This is a genomic window from Sphingomicrobium aquimarinum, assembly GCF_039655735.1.
GTDB lineage: Bacteria > Pseudomonadota > Alphaproteobacteria > Sphingomonadales > Sphingomonadaceae > Sphingomicrobium > Sphingomicrobium aquimarinum.
Window position 1 is genome coordinate 318,429 of the sequence record NZ_JBBYXH010000002.1, and the last position, 14,816, is coordinate 333,244.

General features: G+C 64.8%; 15 protein-coding genes. 7 read left to right on the plus strand and 8 right to left on the minus strand.

What is annotated here, in order from left to right; translation table 11 throughout:
• Positions 1 to 232 precede the first annotated feature (232 nt).
• Positions 233 to 1,027: an exodeoxyribonuclease III gene (gene xth, locus WJS89_RS07700; protein ID WP_346340361.1), complete on the plus strand. Its 795-nt coding sequence runs from the start codon at positions 233 to 235 to the stop codon at positions 1,025 to 1,027.
• On the plus strand, positions 1,024 to 2,052 hold the full coding sequence (gene ribA / locus WJS89_RS07705) for a GTP cyclohydrolase II (RefSeq protein WP_346340362.1): 1,029 nt from the start codon (positions 1,024 to 1,026) through the stop codon (positions 2,050 to 2,052). Before xth ends, ribA begins: the two co-directional genes overlap by 4 nt.
• Here ribA and WJS89_RS07710 read toward each other — a convergent pair.
• Positions 2,049 to 2,720, minus strand: coding sequence for a YggS family pyridoxal phosphate-dependent enzyme (locus WJS89_RS07710; protein WP_346340363.1), 672 nt, complete (start codon positions 2,718 to 2,720; stop codon positions 2,049 to 2,051). The genes ribA and WJS89_RS07710 overlap by 4 nt on opposite strands.
• Positions 2,721 to 2,745: 25 nt before the next feature.
• Between WJS89_RS07710 and WJS89_RS07715 the strand changes: the two genes are divergently transcribed.
• Positions 2,746 to 3,252, plus strand: coding sequence for a thiamine phosphate synthase (locus tag WJS89_RS07715; RefSeq protein ID WP_346340364.1), 507 nt, complete (start codon positions 2,746 to 2,748; stop codon positions 3,250 to 3,252).
• Here the strand turns inward: WJS89_RS07715 and WJS89_RS07720 are convergent.
• A complete protein-coding gene (locus WJS89_RS07720) occupies positions 3,249 to 3,971 on the minus strand; it encodes a hypothetical protein (RefSeq protein ID WP_346340365.1) in 723 nt (240 codons plus the stop codon). The two genes, WJS89_RS07715 and WJS89_RS07720, sit on opposite strands and share 4 nt — an antisense overlap.
• A 271-nt stretch (positions 3,972 to 4,242) precedes the next feature.
• On the opposite strand from WJS89_RS07720, the gene WJS89_RS07725 reads away from it, so the two are divergent.
• Genes WJS89_RS07725 through holA form a run of 4 tightly spaced genes read left to right on the plus strand, consistent with a single transcriptional unit; the run spans position 4,243 to position 8,701 of the window.
• The gene (locus WJS89_RS07725; RefSeq protein WP_346340366.1) at positions 4,243 to 4,677 is read left to right on the plus strand and encodes a DUF3576 domain-containing protein; all 435 of its coding nucleotides are present in this window, start codon (positions 4,243 to 4,245) and stop codon (positions 4,675 to 4,677) included.
• 6 nt (positions 4,678 to 4,683) lie between these two features.
• Positions 4,684 to 7,203, plus strand: coding sequence for a leucine--tRNA ligase (gene leuS / locus WJS89_RS07730; protein WP_346340367.1), 2,520 nt, complete (start codon positions 4,684 to 4,686; stop codon positions 7,201 to 7,203).
• Positions 7,200 to 7,700, plus strand: a complete 501-nt coding sequence (gene lptE / locus WJS89_RS07735) for an LPS assembly lipoprotein LptE (protein WP_346340368.1) — start codon at positions 7,200 to 7,202, stop codon at positions 7,698 to 7,700. Before leuS ends, lptE begins: the two co-directional genes overlap by 4 nt.
• A complete protein-coding gene (holA, locus tag WJS89_RS07740) occupies positions 7,697 to 8,701 on the plus strand; it encodes a DNA polymerase III subunit delta (protein WP_346340369.1) in 1,005 nt (334 codons plus the stop codon). The genes lptE and holA overlap by 4 nt, the downstream gene beginning before the upstream one ends.
• On the opposite strand, the gene WJS89_RS07745 is transcribed toward holA, so the two are convergent.
• Genes WJS89_RS07745 through WJS89_RS07770 form a run of 6 tightly spaced genes read right to left on the minus strand, consistent with a single transcriptional unit; the run spans position 8,698 to position 14,810 of the window.
• Positions 8,698 to 9,561: a ParB/RepB/Spo0J family partition protein gene (locus WJS89_RS07745; RefSeq protein WP_346340370.1), complete on the minus strand. Its 864-nt coding sequence runs from the start codon at positions 9,559 to 9,561 to the stop codon at positions 8,698 to 8,700. The genes holA and WJS89_RS07745 overlap by 4 nt on opposite strands.
• On the minus strand, positions 9,561 to 10,340 hold the full coding sequence (locus tag WJS89_RS07750) for a ParA family protein (protein ID WP_346340371.1): 780 nt from the start codon (positions 10,338 to 10,340) through the stop codon (positions 9,561 to 9,563). Before WJS89_RS07750 ends, WJS89_RS07745 begins: the two co-directional genes overlap by 1 nt.
• The gene (rsmG, locus tag WJS89_RS07755; protein ID WP_346340372.1) at positions 10,337 to 10,903 is read right to left on the minus strand and encodes a 16S rRNA (guanine(527)-N(7))-methyltransferase RsmG; all 567 of its coding nucleotides are present in this window, start codon (positions 10,901 to 10,903) and stop codon (positions 10,337 to 10,339) included. Before rsmG ends, WJS89_RS07750 begins: the two co-directional genes overlap by 4 nt.
• Positions 10,904 to 10,949: 46 nt before the next feature.
• Complete coding sequence (mnmG, locus tag WJS89_RS07760) at positions 10,950 to 12,740, minus strand: tRNA uridine-5-carboxymethylaminomethyl(34) synthesis enzyme MnmG (RefSeq protein ID WP_346340373.1); 1,791 nt, start codon at positions 12,738 to 12,740, stop codon at positions 10,950 to 10,952.
• Between the two features lie 53 nt (positions 12,741 to 12,793).
• Entirely contained in the window at positions 12,794 to 14,068 is a 1,275-nt protein-coding gene (gene mnmE, locus WJS89_RS07765; protein WP_346340374.1) for a tRNA uridine-5-carboxymethylaminomethyl(34) synthesis GTPase MnmE, read from the minus strand.
• A gap of 10 nt (positions 14,069 to 14,078) precedes the next feature.
• Positions 14,079 to 14,810: a TerC family protein gene (locus tag WJS89_RS07770; protein WP_346340375.1), complete on the minus strand. Its 732-nt coding sequence runs from the start codon at positions 14,808 to 14,810 to the stop codon at positions 14,079 to 14,081.
• Between the last annotated feature and the right edge of the window lie 6 nt (positions 14,811 to 14,816).

The window sequence follows — 14,816 nt, forward strand, 5'->3', positions numbered from 1 at the left end:
TAAAACTGTTCATGTTGCTGCAAGCCTCGAAGGCCTACAACGACTCATAGATAGGAGACCGCCGGGGTTTCCCCCTGTTACCCGGGATCGCTTCTATCGCCTTGCGTGACGAACGCTTGGTCGGCCCTCGCTCCACGCCCCCGGAGCGGGGGCCTTTATTTTGGCCTCTTGGCGCGGGGGGCGGGCGGCGGCTACACCACGCCGCAATCCCCATCATCGATTACGGAACAGCATGACTTCGCTCACCATCGCAAGCTGGAACATCAACTCGGTCCGCGCGCGCCCCGATCTCGTCTCGCGCTTCCTCGACGAAGCCGATCCCGACATCCTGTGCCTTCAGGAAACCAAGGCCCACAACGACCATTTCCCGCGAAAATTCTTCGAGGAGCGCGGCTACAAGCATATCGCGCTCAACGGACAGAAGATGCACCACGGAGTGGCGACCATCTCGAAGATGCCGCTCGAGGAGGACCTTCGCCACGACTGGCAGGACAATGGCGAAGCGCGCCATATCGGGGTTCGCGTGGCGGGGCTGTTCCGGCTCGAGAATGTCTACGTCCCCGCGGGCGGCGACGTCCCGGACCGCGACGTCAATCCGAAATTCGGCCAGAAACTCGACTTCCTCGACCGGATGACGGCGTGGGGTCAAAAGTTGGCTGAGCCGACTTTGATCGTCGGTGACTTCAATGTGGCACCGCTCGAATGTGACGTCTGGAGCCACAAGGCACTGCTCAAGGTCGTCAGCCATACGCCCGTCGAGGTCGAGACCCTGAAGCGCTTCCAGGACAGCCACGACTGGGTGGATCTGGGGCGCAAGTTCATTCCCGCTCCCGAGCGCTGCTATACATGGTGGAGCTATCGCTCGCCCGACTTTACCAAGAACGACCGCGGGCGCCGGCTCGACCATATGTGGTGCAGCCCCGCGCTCGAGGAGCGCGTGAAGAGCCATACGGTGCTCGAACCCTGTCGGGGTTGGGAGAAGCCGTCCGATCATGTGCCGCTGCTGGTCGAGGTCGACTGCTCGTGACCGCCCCCGTCGCCCGCGCCGTCGCCGCCGTGCGCGCCGGGCGACCCGTTCGCATCGCGGGGGGCCCCGCGATCCTGCCGATCGAAACCGCAACCGACGCGATGCTCGACCTTCTCGACACGGGCGGCACCGCTCCGCTTCTCGCGAGTGGCAATCGTGCCGCCGCCCTCGGGCTTGGTAATGCACGCGCAGCGGCCGACCGACGTGAGCCCGCGCGGATCGCCCGCGCGCCATGGCTCGATCGCGCCGCCGCCGTGCGGCTCGCGGATCCCTCGGAAGATTTCGCGCGCGGTCCCATCGGGCCGCTCGAGGCCCTCCCCTCCGGCAAAGGCGACGCTGCAGCGCTCCGATTGCTGACCCTCGCCGGCCTGCTCCCCGCGGCCTTCATCGTGGAAACCGATGCCCTAGTCGTGTCCGGCGATGATATCGAGAACGCGCGTCGTACGCTCGTTGAAGTCAGCCGCGCGACTCTCCCGATCGGCGACGCTGCGAGCGCCCAGATGATCGCCTTTCGCGATGCGGCGGCGGGCGACGCGCACGTCGCGCTGTTGGTCGGTGGCGGGTTCGGCGGCCGCGCGCCGCTGATCAGGGTCCATGACGAATGTCTCACCGGCGATGTCTTCGGCAGCCTCAAGTGCGACTGCGGTCCGCAGCTGCACGCCGCCATCCATGCCATCGAAGCCGATGGCGGCGGCCTGCTCCTGTATCTACGCCAGGAAGGGCGCGGGATCGGCATCGCCAACAAGCTGCGGGCCTACGCCCTTCAGGATCGCGGGCTCGACACCGTCGATGCCAACCGGCGCCTGGGCTTTGCGGACGACGAACGCGACTTCGGCCTCGCGGCGGCCATGCTCCGCGCCCTCAAGATCGATGCCGTCCGCCTGATGACCAACAACCCCCGCAAGGTGGAGGGACTGGAAGCGGAGGGGATCGCGGTCGAGCGCGTGCCGCACCGGCTTCCGACCAACCCGCACAACGCGCATTATATCGAAACCAAGAAGAAGCGGTCCGGCCACCTCGACTAGGAGCGCGCTCCGAACAGCGCCGTACCGACCCGGACATGGGTCGCCCCCAGCATCACTGCTTCCTCGTAATCGCCCGACATGCCCATCGACAGTCCGTTGACGTCATGACGTCGGCCAAGCTCCGCGAGCAGCGCGAAGAAGGGCGAGGCCTCGAGATCGACGGGTGGTAGGCACATCAACCCCTTGAGCGGCGCAGACTTTTCCCGGACCTCGCCGAGAAACGCGCCGAGCGCGTCGGGGGCGATGCCGCCCTTCTGCTCTTCGCCCTGCAGGTCGACCTGCACGAACAGGTCGGGACAGGTCGCGCCCTTGTCCCGTTCCTTCACGAGTGCCTTGAGCAAGGATTCGCGGTCGAGCGAATGGATCGCGTCGAACAACGCCATCGCATCGCCCGCTTTCTTCGATTGCAGTTGCCCGACCATGTGCAGGCGCACGTCGGGAAAGTCCGCGCGTAACGCGGGCCATTTCTCCGCGGCTTCCTCGACACGGTTTTCCCCGAAATCCCGGTGGCCCGCTTCGAGCAGAGGCCGGATGGCGTCGCTGCCCTGCTTCTTCGACACCGCGATCAGCACCGGCGGATCGGACCGGCCGGCGGTCGTCATCGCCTTCGCGATACGTCTCTTCACATCTTCCAGTGCGGTCATGCCCCGCGCTATACGGATCGCCATGGCGCGATACCATCCCCCCTGGTTGATGACCGACGAGCGGATGGGCGAGGCGCTGTTCGACGCGATCGCCCGCGTCCCGGAGGGGGGCGGCGTCCTGTTCCGGCATGACGCTTTCCCCGATCGGGCGGCACTCGGCGGAAAAGTCGTAGCGGCAGCGCGGCAGCGCGGATTGCGGGTCGCGGTGGCGGGAGATGTCGCTCTTGCGGAGGCGTTGGGCGCGGACATGGTGCACCGCCCGTCGGGCCCGACCCGACTTCCCATCTCGCTGCCGGTGCACGATGCCGACGAAGCGAACGCTGCCAACGCGCGCGGCGCGGCGCTCGTCTTCGTCTCTCCCGTATTCGCGACATCATCGCATCCGGGCGCCACAGCGCTCGGAATCGATCGTGCCGAACGCCTCGCGCGGCGATGCGCGGCGCCCCGCATTGCCCTTGGCGGCATGAATGCGCAAAGTTTCGAAAGGCTGGACCGGAAGGTTTTTGCCGGATGGGCCGGCATCGACGCGTTTCTCGCGCCGGACCCGACGCGTTAGAACTTCAGCTTCGTGCCGACATAGACGGCCTGGCTGTCGATCCGCGACGCCTCTGCGCCAGGCTCCGCCAGTCGCTCGCGGTCCACGCGATAGCGCACCCCGCCCGTAATCGCGACGTTACGCCCGACCTTGAGCGCGGTGCCGACGTCGAGCGAGACATTTTCCTTTTCCTCGAGCGCGGGCGAGATCCGGCTCGTTTCGCGGTCGGCCGAAACCGAGACCTGCGGGCGAACCCGGCCGAGGTCGTAGCTCATGCCGACCGAGCCGCCTTCGCGTTCGACCAGCGGCGCACTCCCCCCGATGCCTTCGCGCTTGCGCACTTCGCCACTGACGCCGAGACGCTTCCAGCCGACATCGACGCCGAGATTGTAATCGCTCTGCACCACGCTCGTGCGCCGCGAGGAGTCGACGACATCGGCGACGCGCCGATCGGTGCTGGTGCGTGCCGGCGTGATATTGGAATGCGCCGCGACGCGCACATCGTTCTTTTGCGCTTTCTCGACGCCGGTAGCGGTGAAGCTCAACCGCTCGCCCGAGGACCGTTTCGCAACGCTGGCCGCAAGGCGGGGATCGCCTTTGGCGGGCGTGAAGCCACGCGGCTTGCCGGTGACGGTGGTGGGCGGTGCGGAGGTCGAGACGACGCTGGTGGGAACGCCATCGAAAGCGGAGGCAGGAAGCGAAGCGGTCGCCAACGCAATGCCGAGACCGAGGGGCGCCACGAGGAGCGCGCGACGCGACGCGCCTCGCATTTCACCCCGTTTCGACTCGTCCCCTGACACTGCTCGCAACTCCTGCTTGCCTTGGAATATAGCGTCACGAGCGTGAAGGTTCCAACCTGACTGAGTCGTTTACGCCATAGCTGTGGCCTCGATCACACAAACGCCTACAGCGCGCGTTCAGCCACGATGCGGCTTTTCTTTGCGCGCGCCACCGTTTAGGCGTTGGCGCAACCGTTTTTCTGGCAAGACTAATCGCAAGGGCCCCCCCGTGATGAACGCTCGTATCCTTCTCGTTTCGACCTGTGCGCTCGGGCTCGTCGCCTGCGGCGGACGCCAGACCATGGCGCCGGTACGCACCGCGCCCGCGCAGATGACGCAGATCGGCGTCAATTCCTATCTCTATCAGGCCGCGCTCGACACGCTCGGCTTCGCGCCGCTGCTTCAGGCCGATGCCACGAACGGCGTGGTGCTGACCGATTGGTTCGCCAGTCCGCAGGCGCCGGGCGAGCGGATGAAGATCACCGCCGCCATTCTCGATGCGAGCCTGCGGGCCGACGCGATCCGCGTCACCGCCGTGCGCCAGGTCAACCAGAACGGTGCCTGGGTCGACCAACCCGTCGAAGCCGCAACGGTCCAGAAGCTCGAAGATGTCATCCTGACCCGTGCGCGCGACATCCGCCGCACCACGATCGCGCCGACCGGATAAGCGACCATGGATCGTTTCGACCCGGGTCAAGCCGAGCGGCGCTGGCAGGCACGCTGGGACGAGGAAGGCGTGTTCCGCGCCGACGACGCGTCGGAGCGGCCCAAGGCCTATATCCTCGAGATGTTCCCCTACCCTTCGGGGCGCATCCACATGGGCCATGTGCGCAACTACACGATGGGCGACGTGCTCGCGCGCTACAAAAAGATGCGCGGGTTCGAAGTCCTTCATCCGATGGGCTGGGACGCCTTTGGGATGCCGGCGGAAAATGCCGCGATGGAGCGCAAGGTCCATCCCGGCGACTGGACCCGTCAGAATATCGAGACGATGAAGGCGCAGCTGAAGCGCCTGGGCTTCGGCCTCGATTGGTCGCGCGAGCTGGCCACCTGCGAGCCCGATTATTACGGTCACGAACAGGCGCTGTTCCTCGACCTGCTCGAAGCGGGGCTCGTCTATCGCAAGGAGAGCGAGGTCAACTGGGACCCCGTCGACATGACGGTGCTGGCCAACGAGCAGGTCATCGACGGCAAGGGCTGGCGCTCGGGTGCGCCCGTCGAGCGCAAGAAACTGTCGCAGTGGTTCCTGAAGATCACGCACTTCGCCGACGAATTGCTCGAAGGCCTCGGCAGCCTCGACCGCTGGCCTGACAAGGTGCGGCTGATGCAGGAAAACTGGATCGGCAAGAGCCAGGGTCTGCAGTTCGCCTTCGACTTGGCGGACGGCGAAGGCGGCGAGAACAAGGTCACCGTCTTCACCACCCGGCCCGACACCATTTTCGGCGCGAGCTTCGTCGCCATCGCGGCCGACCATCCGCTTGCGCAGGCGGTCGCGGAGAAGGACGATAGCGCCGCCGACTTCATCGCCGAACTGAAGCGCGGCGGCACGAGCGCAGCCGACATCGAAACGGCGGAAAAGCGCGGTTACGACACGGGCCTGAAGGCCATTCATCCGCTCGATTCCGAGTGGGAGCTTCCCGTCTATATCGCCAATTTCGTCCTCATGGAGTATGGCACCGGCGCCGTCTTCGGGGTCCCCGCGCACGACCAGCGCGACCATGAGTTCGCCACCAAATACGATCTGCCGATCAACCGCGTCGTCGCCCCCTCCCTCGAAGACGCCGACAAACCCGTCGGCGATGGCGCCGACACCGATGCCGGGGTCGCGGTCAACTCGCGCTTCCTCGACGGCATGGACACGGGCGCCGCGAAAGCCGCGGTCGTCGAGCGGGCCGAGGCCGAAGGCTGGGGCGAGGGCCAGACCGTCTATCGCCTGCGCGACTGGGGCGTTTCGCGCCAGCGCTACTGGGGCACGCCCATTCCCATCGTCCATTGCGAGAAGTGCGGGCCGGTCGGCGTTCCCAAGAGCGACCTGCCGATCGTTCTTCCCGAAGACGTGACCTTCGATACCCCCGGCAATCCGCTCGACCGCCATGCCGAGTGGCAGCGCGCGACGTGCTCGAAATGCGACGGGCCCGCCCGCCGCGAGACCGACACGCTCGACACCTTCGTCGATTCCAGCTGGTATTATCTGCGCTTCGCCAGCCAGCCCGACGGCCAGCCGTTCGACCCTGCGGTCGCCAATCACTGGCTCCCGGTCGATCAATATATCGGCGGCGTCGAACATGCGATTCTTCACTTGCTCTACGCCCGCTTCATCAGTCGCGCGCTGAGCCATGTCGGCGCGCTCGACGTCCCCGAACCCTTCGCGGGCCTGTTCACCCAGGGCATGGTGACGCACGAGACCTACAAATCCCTCGACGGGCGCTGGCTCGGCCCCGACGAGATCGGTGTCGGGGAAGACGGCGCGATGGTCGAGCGGGCCACCGGCTCGGGTATCGAGCGCGGGCGTGTGGAGAAGATGTCCAAGTCCAAGCGCAACGTCGTCGATCCCGATCCGATGATCGAGCGCTACGGCGTCGATGCGGTGCGCTGGTTCATGCTCTCCGACTCGCCGCCCGAACGCGACCTCGAATGGTCCGAGGGCGGGATCGAGGGGGCGGCCCGGTTCGTCCAGCGCGTCTGGAAGCTCGCACGCGAAGACGCTGGCGGGGCAGGCGATGACAAGGATCTCGACCGCAAGCGTCACATCGCGATCAAGACGGTGACGGACGCGATCGAGGGCCTCCAGTTCAACAAGGCGGTCGCCGCCCTCTACGAACTTGTCAACGCGATCGAGAAAGCCCCGAAATCCGCCACGCGCGATGACGTCATCGACACGCTCCTGCGCCTCGCCGCCCCGATGGCGCCGCACCTTGCGGAAGAAGCCCATGCGGCGCGCGGCGGGATGAGCCTGTTGGCGACCGCGCCCTGGCCCGCGCTCGATGCGGAAAAGCTCGTCGAAGACGAGGTGACGATCGTGGTGCAGGTCAACGGCAAGCTGCGCGACAAGATGGTTGTTCCGCGTGGGGCCCCGAAGGATCAGGTCGAAGCCGATGCGCTCGCGCTCGACAAGATCCAAGCCCAGCTCCAGGGCGCGTCCCCCAAGAAGGTGATCGTCGTGCCCGACCGGCTGGTGAACATCGTCGCATGATGGCGCGGGTCGCCCTGCTTCTCGCGGCGGCGGCGCTGTCGGGCTGCGGCCTGCGACCGCTCTACGGAACGAGCGGCGATCATCCGACCAAGGCTGCGCTGGCGCAAATCGTCGTAGCGCCGATCGACGAGCAATCGGGCTGGCTGCTGCGTAACGCGCTCGTCGACCGACTGGCGGAGCCGGGCGCGGCAAGCGATCCGCGCTACCGGCTCGATATCCGGCTCGATGACGACATCACCCGCTTCGGCCTGCGCGGCGATGCCGGGGCAACGCGCGAGCGGCGGACCTTGCGGGCGCGCTATCAACTCGTCGAGATCGCGTCGGGGCAGACGCTCGTCGATGCCACCGCGGGCTTCGATGCCGGCATCGACATCACCTCCAGTCCCTATGCGACCGTCGCTGCCGAGCAGAGCGCGCTCGAGCGGCTTTCCGCCGAAGTCGCCGACGACATCGTCGCGCGTCTGGCACTGTACTTCACAGATCAGCCCACACAGTGAAGGCGAAGGGCGACAGTTTTTCCAAGTTTCTGGGTCGCTCCGATCCACTGCGGCTCTACCTGTTCTACGGCGCCGATACGGCCGGCAGCCATGCGCTCGCGACCAGGCTCGCCGAGCATCTGGGCGGAGAGAGGACGCGTCTGGAGCCCTCGGCCCTCAAAAGCGATCCGGGTCGGATCGTCGACGAGGCGGCCGGTGCCGGGTTGTTCGGGGACGGCAAACTGATCTGGGTGGAACCGGTCGGAAACGACTTTCTCGGGGCCGCCGAAGCGTTGCTCGGCACGGCGACGACCGATTTTCCCGTCATCGCCATCGCGGGGACCTTGACCAAGGCGAGCAAGCTCCTGAAGCGCGTCGAAGCGGACAAGGCGGCGGTAGCGGTCGTCAGCTATCCCCCCGACCTGCGATCGCTGACGGCTGATATCGAGACGCAATTGCAACAGCGGGGCCTTGTCGCAGCGGAAGGCGTCGCGGCGCGGCTCGCGGAAAGCTGTGACCTCAACCGTGACATCGCGCGGCAGGAGATCGAGAAACTGCAGCTCTACGCTGGCGAGGAACACGCGATCACCCACGAACAGCTTGATGCGATCGGCGCGGACTATGGCGATACCGAATGGTTCGGTCTCGGGGATGCCGCGCTGCTCGGCGACGTGAGTACGCTCGAGACCGCATTTGGCACGCTCTCGCCCCAGGGCACCGAGGCGACCACCGTGCTGCGCGCGCTGCAGCGCCGGATTCAGATGCTTGCGCCGCTCGGCGCGCGCGTCGCCCGCGGGGAGAGTGCCGAAGGCGTCGTCGCCTCGATGGGACGGGCCTTGTACGGAAAGGATCGGGCCATCGTCCCCCGTCTCCTCAAGATCTGGTCCGGCCCGCGCCTTGCGCGGTTGGCCGAACGCGTCGCCGCGGCCGAACGCGCGGCGATGCTCAATCCGGCCGCGCGAAAAGCGGCACTGGGAGAGGAATTGCTTGCGATCGCGCGGATTGGCGCGCGAAAGGCCTAGATCCGCTCGCCGGTCAACCGCTGGCAGATCATGTCGAGCTGGTCGAGCGTGCGATAGGAAAGGGTCATGGTACCGGACGTGTCGCCTGAATTGGAGATCACGACTTTCAGACCCAGGACGTCGCCGAGTTGGCGCTGCAACGCCAGGATATCCGGATCGCTTTGCGTTCCGGCCGCCGACTTGCCGTTCCGCGATCGGGTGCCAGAAGCCCCGCCTTTCTTGACGAGCTTCTCGACCTCGCGAACCGAAAGACCCTCGGCGACGACCTGTTTTGCAAGCGCCGTGGCGTCATCGGCACCGAGCAGCGCCCGGGCATGACCCATACTCAGCTGGCCCCCCGCCAGCATCGCCTGCACGTCTTCGGGAAGATCGAGAAGGCGGATGAGGTTGGCGACATGGCTGCGCGATTTTCCCACGATACGCGCGATATCCGATTGATTATGCCCGTAGTTTTCGGACAAGGCACGATAGGCGCGCGCTTCTTCGAGAGCGTTGAGATCCTCGCGCTGGATATTCTCGATGAGCGCCAGTTCCGCGGTATTGCCATCGTCGCTGTGGCGGATGATGGCCGGGATTTCATGGAGCTGGGCCTTTTGCGCGGCGCGCCACCGGCGCTCGCCCGCGATGATCTGAAACGTGCCTTCGTGATTGCGGACGAGGATCGGCTGCAGCACACCCCGTTGGGCGATCGACTGCGCCAGTTCCTCGAGCGCGTCTTCGTCGAAATGGCGTCGCGGCTGGTCGGGATTGGGCGCGATGCGATCGATCGGGATGGTCCGCACGCCGCCCGTCGACGCCGTCGTGGAATCCCCATCCTCCAGAAGAGCCGAAAGGCCGCGGCCGAGCCCGGGGCGCGCCATCAGGCTGCCTCCGCCGGCATCGGAAGCCGATCGATCACCTCTCGCGCGAGCGACAGGTAGGCAGCGGATCCAGGGCATTTCAGGTCGTACACCAGCGCGGGAAGGCCGTGACTGGGCGCCTCGGACACACGCACGTTACGCGGCACGATCGTATTCAGGACCTGATCCCCAAGACAGGCCCGCACGTCCTCGGCGACGTTGAGCGACAGTTTGTTGCGGCGGTCGTACATGGTGAGCGCGATACCGAGGATGGACAGCTCGGGATTGAAATTTCCCCGCACGCGCTCGACCGTCTTCAGCAACTGCGAGAGCCCCTCCAACGCAAAGAACTCGCACTGGAGCGGCACGATCAAATGGCGTGCCGCAACGAGTGCGTTGACGGTCAGAAGCCCCAGCGAGGGAGGGCAGTCGATGAGGCAGATGTCCCATCGATCGGCACGCTTGGCGAGCGACTGCGATAGCAGCCGCGCTCTGTCGGGGCGGTCGACAAGCTCGATCTCCGCACCCGAAAGATCGACAGTGGCCGGAACGATGTCGAGCCGTGGGACCTTGGTCGCGACTGCAGCGTCGGCCAGGTCGGTGCCATCGACGAGCAGATCGTAGCTCGATGAAGAGCGATCATTTGCCGATACGCCGAGGCCCGTGCTGGCGTTCCCCTGCGGATCGAAGTCGATGAGCAGGACGCGCCATCCGATTGCCGCGAGCGCGGTGGCGAGATTGATCGCGGTGGTTGTCTTGCCCACCCCGCCCTTCTGGTTGGCTACGGCGATCGTGATCATGCTCTTCCCCTCCGCTCCGCGCGATCGATGATGACGATTCCGGCCTCGGAATCGGTCAAGCTCGGCTCGATCCGCCCACCAATGTGCCAAGATATGCGCGCTTGTTCCAGTTCTCGCGCCGCGTTTCGTCCTTTCGGAAGCACCCACCGCGTCTTTTCTGTGGATAGATGATGGGAAAGCGCGAGAAATTTGTCGAGCGAGGCTACGGCACGCCCGGTGATGGCATCGAATGTCCCTGTAACAGCGGCGGCCTTGGCGGTGACGACGTTGACCCGATGGGAAAGGCGAAGCTGTTCGATCGTCGTTTCGAGAAATTGGGTGCGTCGGGGCCGCGGCTCGACCAACGCGACGTGCGCCGACGTCAGGATCGCGATGACGAGGCCCGGCAGCCCAGGACCTGAACCGATGTCCACCCATGTCGACGCGTCGGGGAAGAAACGAAGAAGTTGTGCGCTATCGATGAGATGGCGTTCGTCGATATGTTCGGAACTCTCTCTGGAAATGAGGTTCTGGCGCGCATTCTCTTCAAGCAACAATCGTCTGTACTCAACGATGGCGTCCATTGTTTCACGTGAAACAGCCTCTCCTACGCTCTCTTCCAATCGTGCCTTATGCATGGCGGAGCGCAAAATGGAGCGCTGTAAGCGCCGTGGGCGTAAGACCGGGGAGCCGCCGCGCTTGCGCTAGCGTTTCCGGCCGACTTTGCTCCAGGCGCTCTCGCATCTCGTTCGAAAGGCCTGCGACGCTGCGAAAATCGAAATTCTCGTCGATGGCGACCGCATCGCTTTGCATAACGGCCTCCCACTCGAGACGTTCGCGTTCCAGATAGGGCTCGTAATAGACATCGTTCGCGACCTCGGCCGCTGCGAGCGACGTTCCGAGCTCGCGGCTCGCGGTCTCGCGCGTATCCGATCGCGCGAGCCACTCCCGCATGGGCTTGGGTGCTGCGTCCACACCGAACCGTTCACCCTCAACCGGAACGTTGAGGCCGCGCTTCAGCGCTTCCTTGGCTGCCAAGTGATCTTCGAGGCGCTGACGATGCGGTGCCGAGACGCCAGCGCGATAGGCGGGCGGAGCGAGGCGCTCGATCGCATTGTCTGCCCTGAGGTGGAGACGGCGTTCGGCACGGGCCGTCAACATGCGATAGGGCTCACTCACGCCATGAAGCGTCAAATCGTCGACCATCACGCCGATATAACTTTCGCGCCGATCGAACAGGAAAGGATCCTTGTCGGAAGATTTGGCGGCCGCATTCAACCCTGCCACCAGACCAAGCGCGGCGGCTTCCTCATAACCCGTCGTGCCGTTGACCTGGCCCGCCAGAAAGAGCCCTTCGACATTGCGATGCTCGAGCGTTGAGCGCAGCTGTCGTGGATCACAATAGGCATACTCGACCGCGTAGCCCGGCTGAGCGATCTCGACCCGCTCGAGTCCGACGATGGTTCGCATCATCTTGATCTGGGTATCGAGCGATAAGGACGTCGAAATCCCGCTGGGATAAACAAGATCGGTGGCGAGACCCTCGGGCTCGAGAAAGATCTGGTGCGCGTCGCGATCGGCAAAGCGTCGCACCTTGTCCTCGATCGAGGGACAATAGCGCGGACCGCGCCCATCGATCACCCCGCTGTAGAGCGGGCTTTCGTCGGCATGATCGGCAATGACCTCATGGGTGCGGGGATTGGTCCGCGTAATGGCGCAATCGACCTGCGGGAGGCGTTCGCCAGAGGGCTGAACCGAGAACCGCCATGATTCAACGTCGGAAGGCTGAGGCTGAAGCTTGCCCCAATCGATCGTTCGTCTGTCGAGACGCGGCGGTGTGCCCGTCTTCAGTCGTCCGGCGACAAGACCCAGATCGATAAATTGCTTCCCTAGCTGTGTCGCAGCACGCTCCGCCATGCGACCGCCCAAGGCGGAATCGCGCCCCCGGAAGATACGCCCACCGAGGAACGTTCCGGTCGCCACGACAAGCGTCTTGCAGGCGATTTTGGTGGTGTCGGCGAGTTCGACGCCCTCAACTTTCCCACATCGGAGTGTGAGCGCCGTCACTTCTCCGAAATGCGTCTCGACCGTCGAGGACTGGAGCCGTTCGCGAATGGCACGCGAAAACAGGCCGCGATCTGCCTGGATGCGCGGTCCCTGAACGGCCGCGCCCTTGCTTCTGTTGAGGAGCCGGTAATGGATCGCGGCGCGATCGGAGGCCCACGCCTGTGCGCCTTCGAATACGTCGACTTCACGCGTGAGATGACCCTTCCCGACACCCCCGATCGAGGGATTGCACGACATGACGCCGACGTTTGCATCCGCGAAGGTGACGAGAAGCGTTCGCGCACCGAGCCTGTCCGCGGCTAAAGCGGCTTCGATCCCCGCATGACCGGCACCGATAACGAGAACGTCGTACATTCCATGCTAATGGGTCCGGCTCGGCACCAATTCAACATGTTTCACGTGGAACATCACTTCCCGAGACAGAAATTCGCGAAAATTCGGTCCAGAACGTCGTCGAGCGTGCCCTGCCCGATCAATCTCAGAAGAATCGGTCGGATCTGAGACAGTTGAGAGGCCAGGATCGGTAGATCGTGATGCGCTTCCTCCAATATCGTGATGATATGCACGATTTCCTGTCGCTGCCGCGCATTCAGAACGGCCTCGTGTGGCTTCGGAAGAAGCGTGTCCGCCTGTTGATGGATGGCGGCGACAAGCGCATTCACACCATCCCTCGTTACAGACGATACCGCGATCCCGCTCCCATCGTCATGATCGCTGTGAAGATCGGCCTTGGCCCGAACATCGATACGCCGGGGATGTGCGGGCGCGTCTGCCGGGTCATCGAACCAAAGGAGAATGTCAGCCGACTGCATTGCCGCATGGCTGCGCGCGATTCCCTCCTGTTCGACATCACCCTCGCCTTCTCGAAGACCTGCCGTATCGATAAAGATATAGGCGCGGCCATCCAATCGCACGGGTTGCTCGATGACGTCGCGCGTGGTGCCCGCAGCGGCATGAACGATGGCACGATCACGTGCTACCAACCGGTTGAAAAGACTGGATTTTCCCTTGTTAGGAGACCCGGCCAGAACGACACGGATGCCCTCGTGCAGTGGCCGCCGCGACGGAAGTGCTGCCAATTCGTGCGCTTGGGCGAGAAGCGCCCTCGTCCCGGCCAGAACGCCGTCGGTCTGACCGGTTTCCTCTTCATCGTCGACATAGTCGATCGCCGCTTCCGCCCGCGCCGAAAGTTCGAGGAGCGCTTCTGAAAATTCCTCAAGCGCGGCGGTAAGGCCTCCGCACCATTGACCGATCGCCTGCCGCCGCTGCTCTTCAGTCTCGGCCGCGAGCAGGTCCGAGAGCGCTTCGGCCTCGATGAGGTTCATCTTGCCATTCAGGAGGCCGCGGCGAGTGAACTCCCCTGCTTCGGCAAGCCGGACATCAGGCATGGCCGTCAGCGTCGCGATCAGATGATCGACGATCGCAATGCTGCCATGCGCGTGGATCTCCACCACATCCTCGCCGGTGGCGCTCGCGGGGGCATCGAAGCGCAGGACGAGCGCTTCGTCTATCAGCGCGCCGTCCACGGGATCCAACAGTTTTCGGACCCGCGCCTCTCCGACGTCGGGGAGCGCGCACAGTCGGCCCGCAGCCGCGCGGGCCGAAGGTCCCGAGAGGCGAAGGATGGCGATCGCGGACGGGAGCGCGCCCGAGGACAGCGCGACGATCGTCGACGCGCTCACCTGGCGAATCCTATCCGAACAGTTGGCCGACCCCGACATTGGGATCGACGATACCGTCGTAGATCATGCTGCCCGCGACATAGAGGATCACCACCAAGCCGATGTAGGCGATCCAGCGATAGCGCTCGATATATTTGGCGATGATGTTGGCCGCGACGCCCATCAGCGCGACCGACAGGACGAGGCCGACGATGAGGATTCCCGGATGCTCCTTGGCCGCACCCGCGACCGCGAGCACATTGTCGAGGCTCATCGAGACGTCGGCCACCGCGACCGCCCAGGCCGCTGCCGCGAAGCTCTTGACCGGCTTGACGCCCGAATGCTCGTCGCCCTCGATCTCGGGGCTCCCCGCACTTTCGCCCGAATGATGCAGTTCGCGCCACATCTTCCAGGAAACCCACAGGAGCAGCAGGCCCCCGGCAAAGATTAGTCCAACGATTTGAAGGAGTTGTACCACGACGAGCGCGAAAGCGATGCGCAGCACGAGCGCGGCGAGCACGCCGATGATGATGACCTTCTTGCGCTGCTCGGGCGGCAGTCCCGCCGCTAGCGCGCCGACGACGATGGCATTGTCGCCCGCCAGCACGAGGTCGATCGCCAACACCTGGAAAAAGGCCGCCATCGCGGCCGGCTCGGTGATGTTGGAGAAATCCTTGACGATCGCGGCCCAGATATCCGCCGGCCCGCCGAGCGAGAGCCCGTCGGTCGTGGCGGCGGCCAGCATCATTAGCAAGTCGGTCATCGTGTC

Coding starts and splice junctions, on each gene's coding strand:
- WJS89_RS07725 (WP_346340366.1), top strand. CDS start 4,243: ATGAACGCTCGTATCCTTCTCGTTTCGACCTGTGCGCTCGGGCTCGTC.
- WJS89_RS07745 (WP_346340370.1), bottom strand. CDS start 9,561: ATGGCGCGCCCCGGGCTCGGCCGCGGCCTTTCGGCTCTTCTGGAGGAT.
- mnmG (WP_346340373.1), bottom strand. CDS start 12,740: ATGTACGACGTTCTCGTTATCGGTGCCGGTCATGCGGGGATCGAAGCC.
- xth (WP_346340361.1), top strand. CDS start 233: ATGACTTCGCTCACCATCGCAAGCTGGAACATCAACTCGGTCCGCGCG.
- leuS (WP_346340367.1), top strand. CDS start 4,684: ATGGATCGTTTCGACCCGGGTCAAGCCGAGCGGCGCTGGCAGGCACGC.
- WJS89_RS07715 (WP_346340364.1), top strand. CDS start 2,746: ATGACCGACGAGCGGATGGGCGAGGCGCTGTTCGACGCGATCGCCCGC.
- rsmG (WP_346340372.1), bottom strand. CDS start 10,903: ATGGACGCCATCGTTGAGTACAGACGATTGTTGCTTGAAGAGAATGCG.
- WJS89_RS07750 (WP_346340371.1), bottom strand. CDS start 10,340: ATGATCACGATCGCCGTAGCCAACCAGAAGGGCGGGGTGGGCAAGACA.
- WJS89_RS07710 (WP_346340363.1), bottom strand. CDS start 2,720: ATGGCGATCCGTATAGCGCGGGGCATGACCGCACTGGAAGATGTGAAG.
- lptE (WP_346340368.1), top strand. CDS start 7,200: ATGATGGCGCGGGTCGCCCTGCTTCTCGCGGCGGCGGCGCTGTCGGGC.
- WJS89_RS07770 (WP_346340375.1), bottom strand. CDS start 14,810: ATGACCGACTTGCTAATGATGCTGGCCGCCGCCACGACCGACGGGCTC.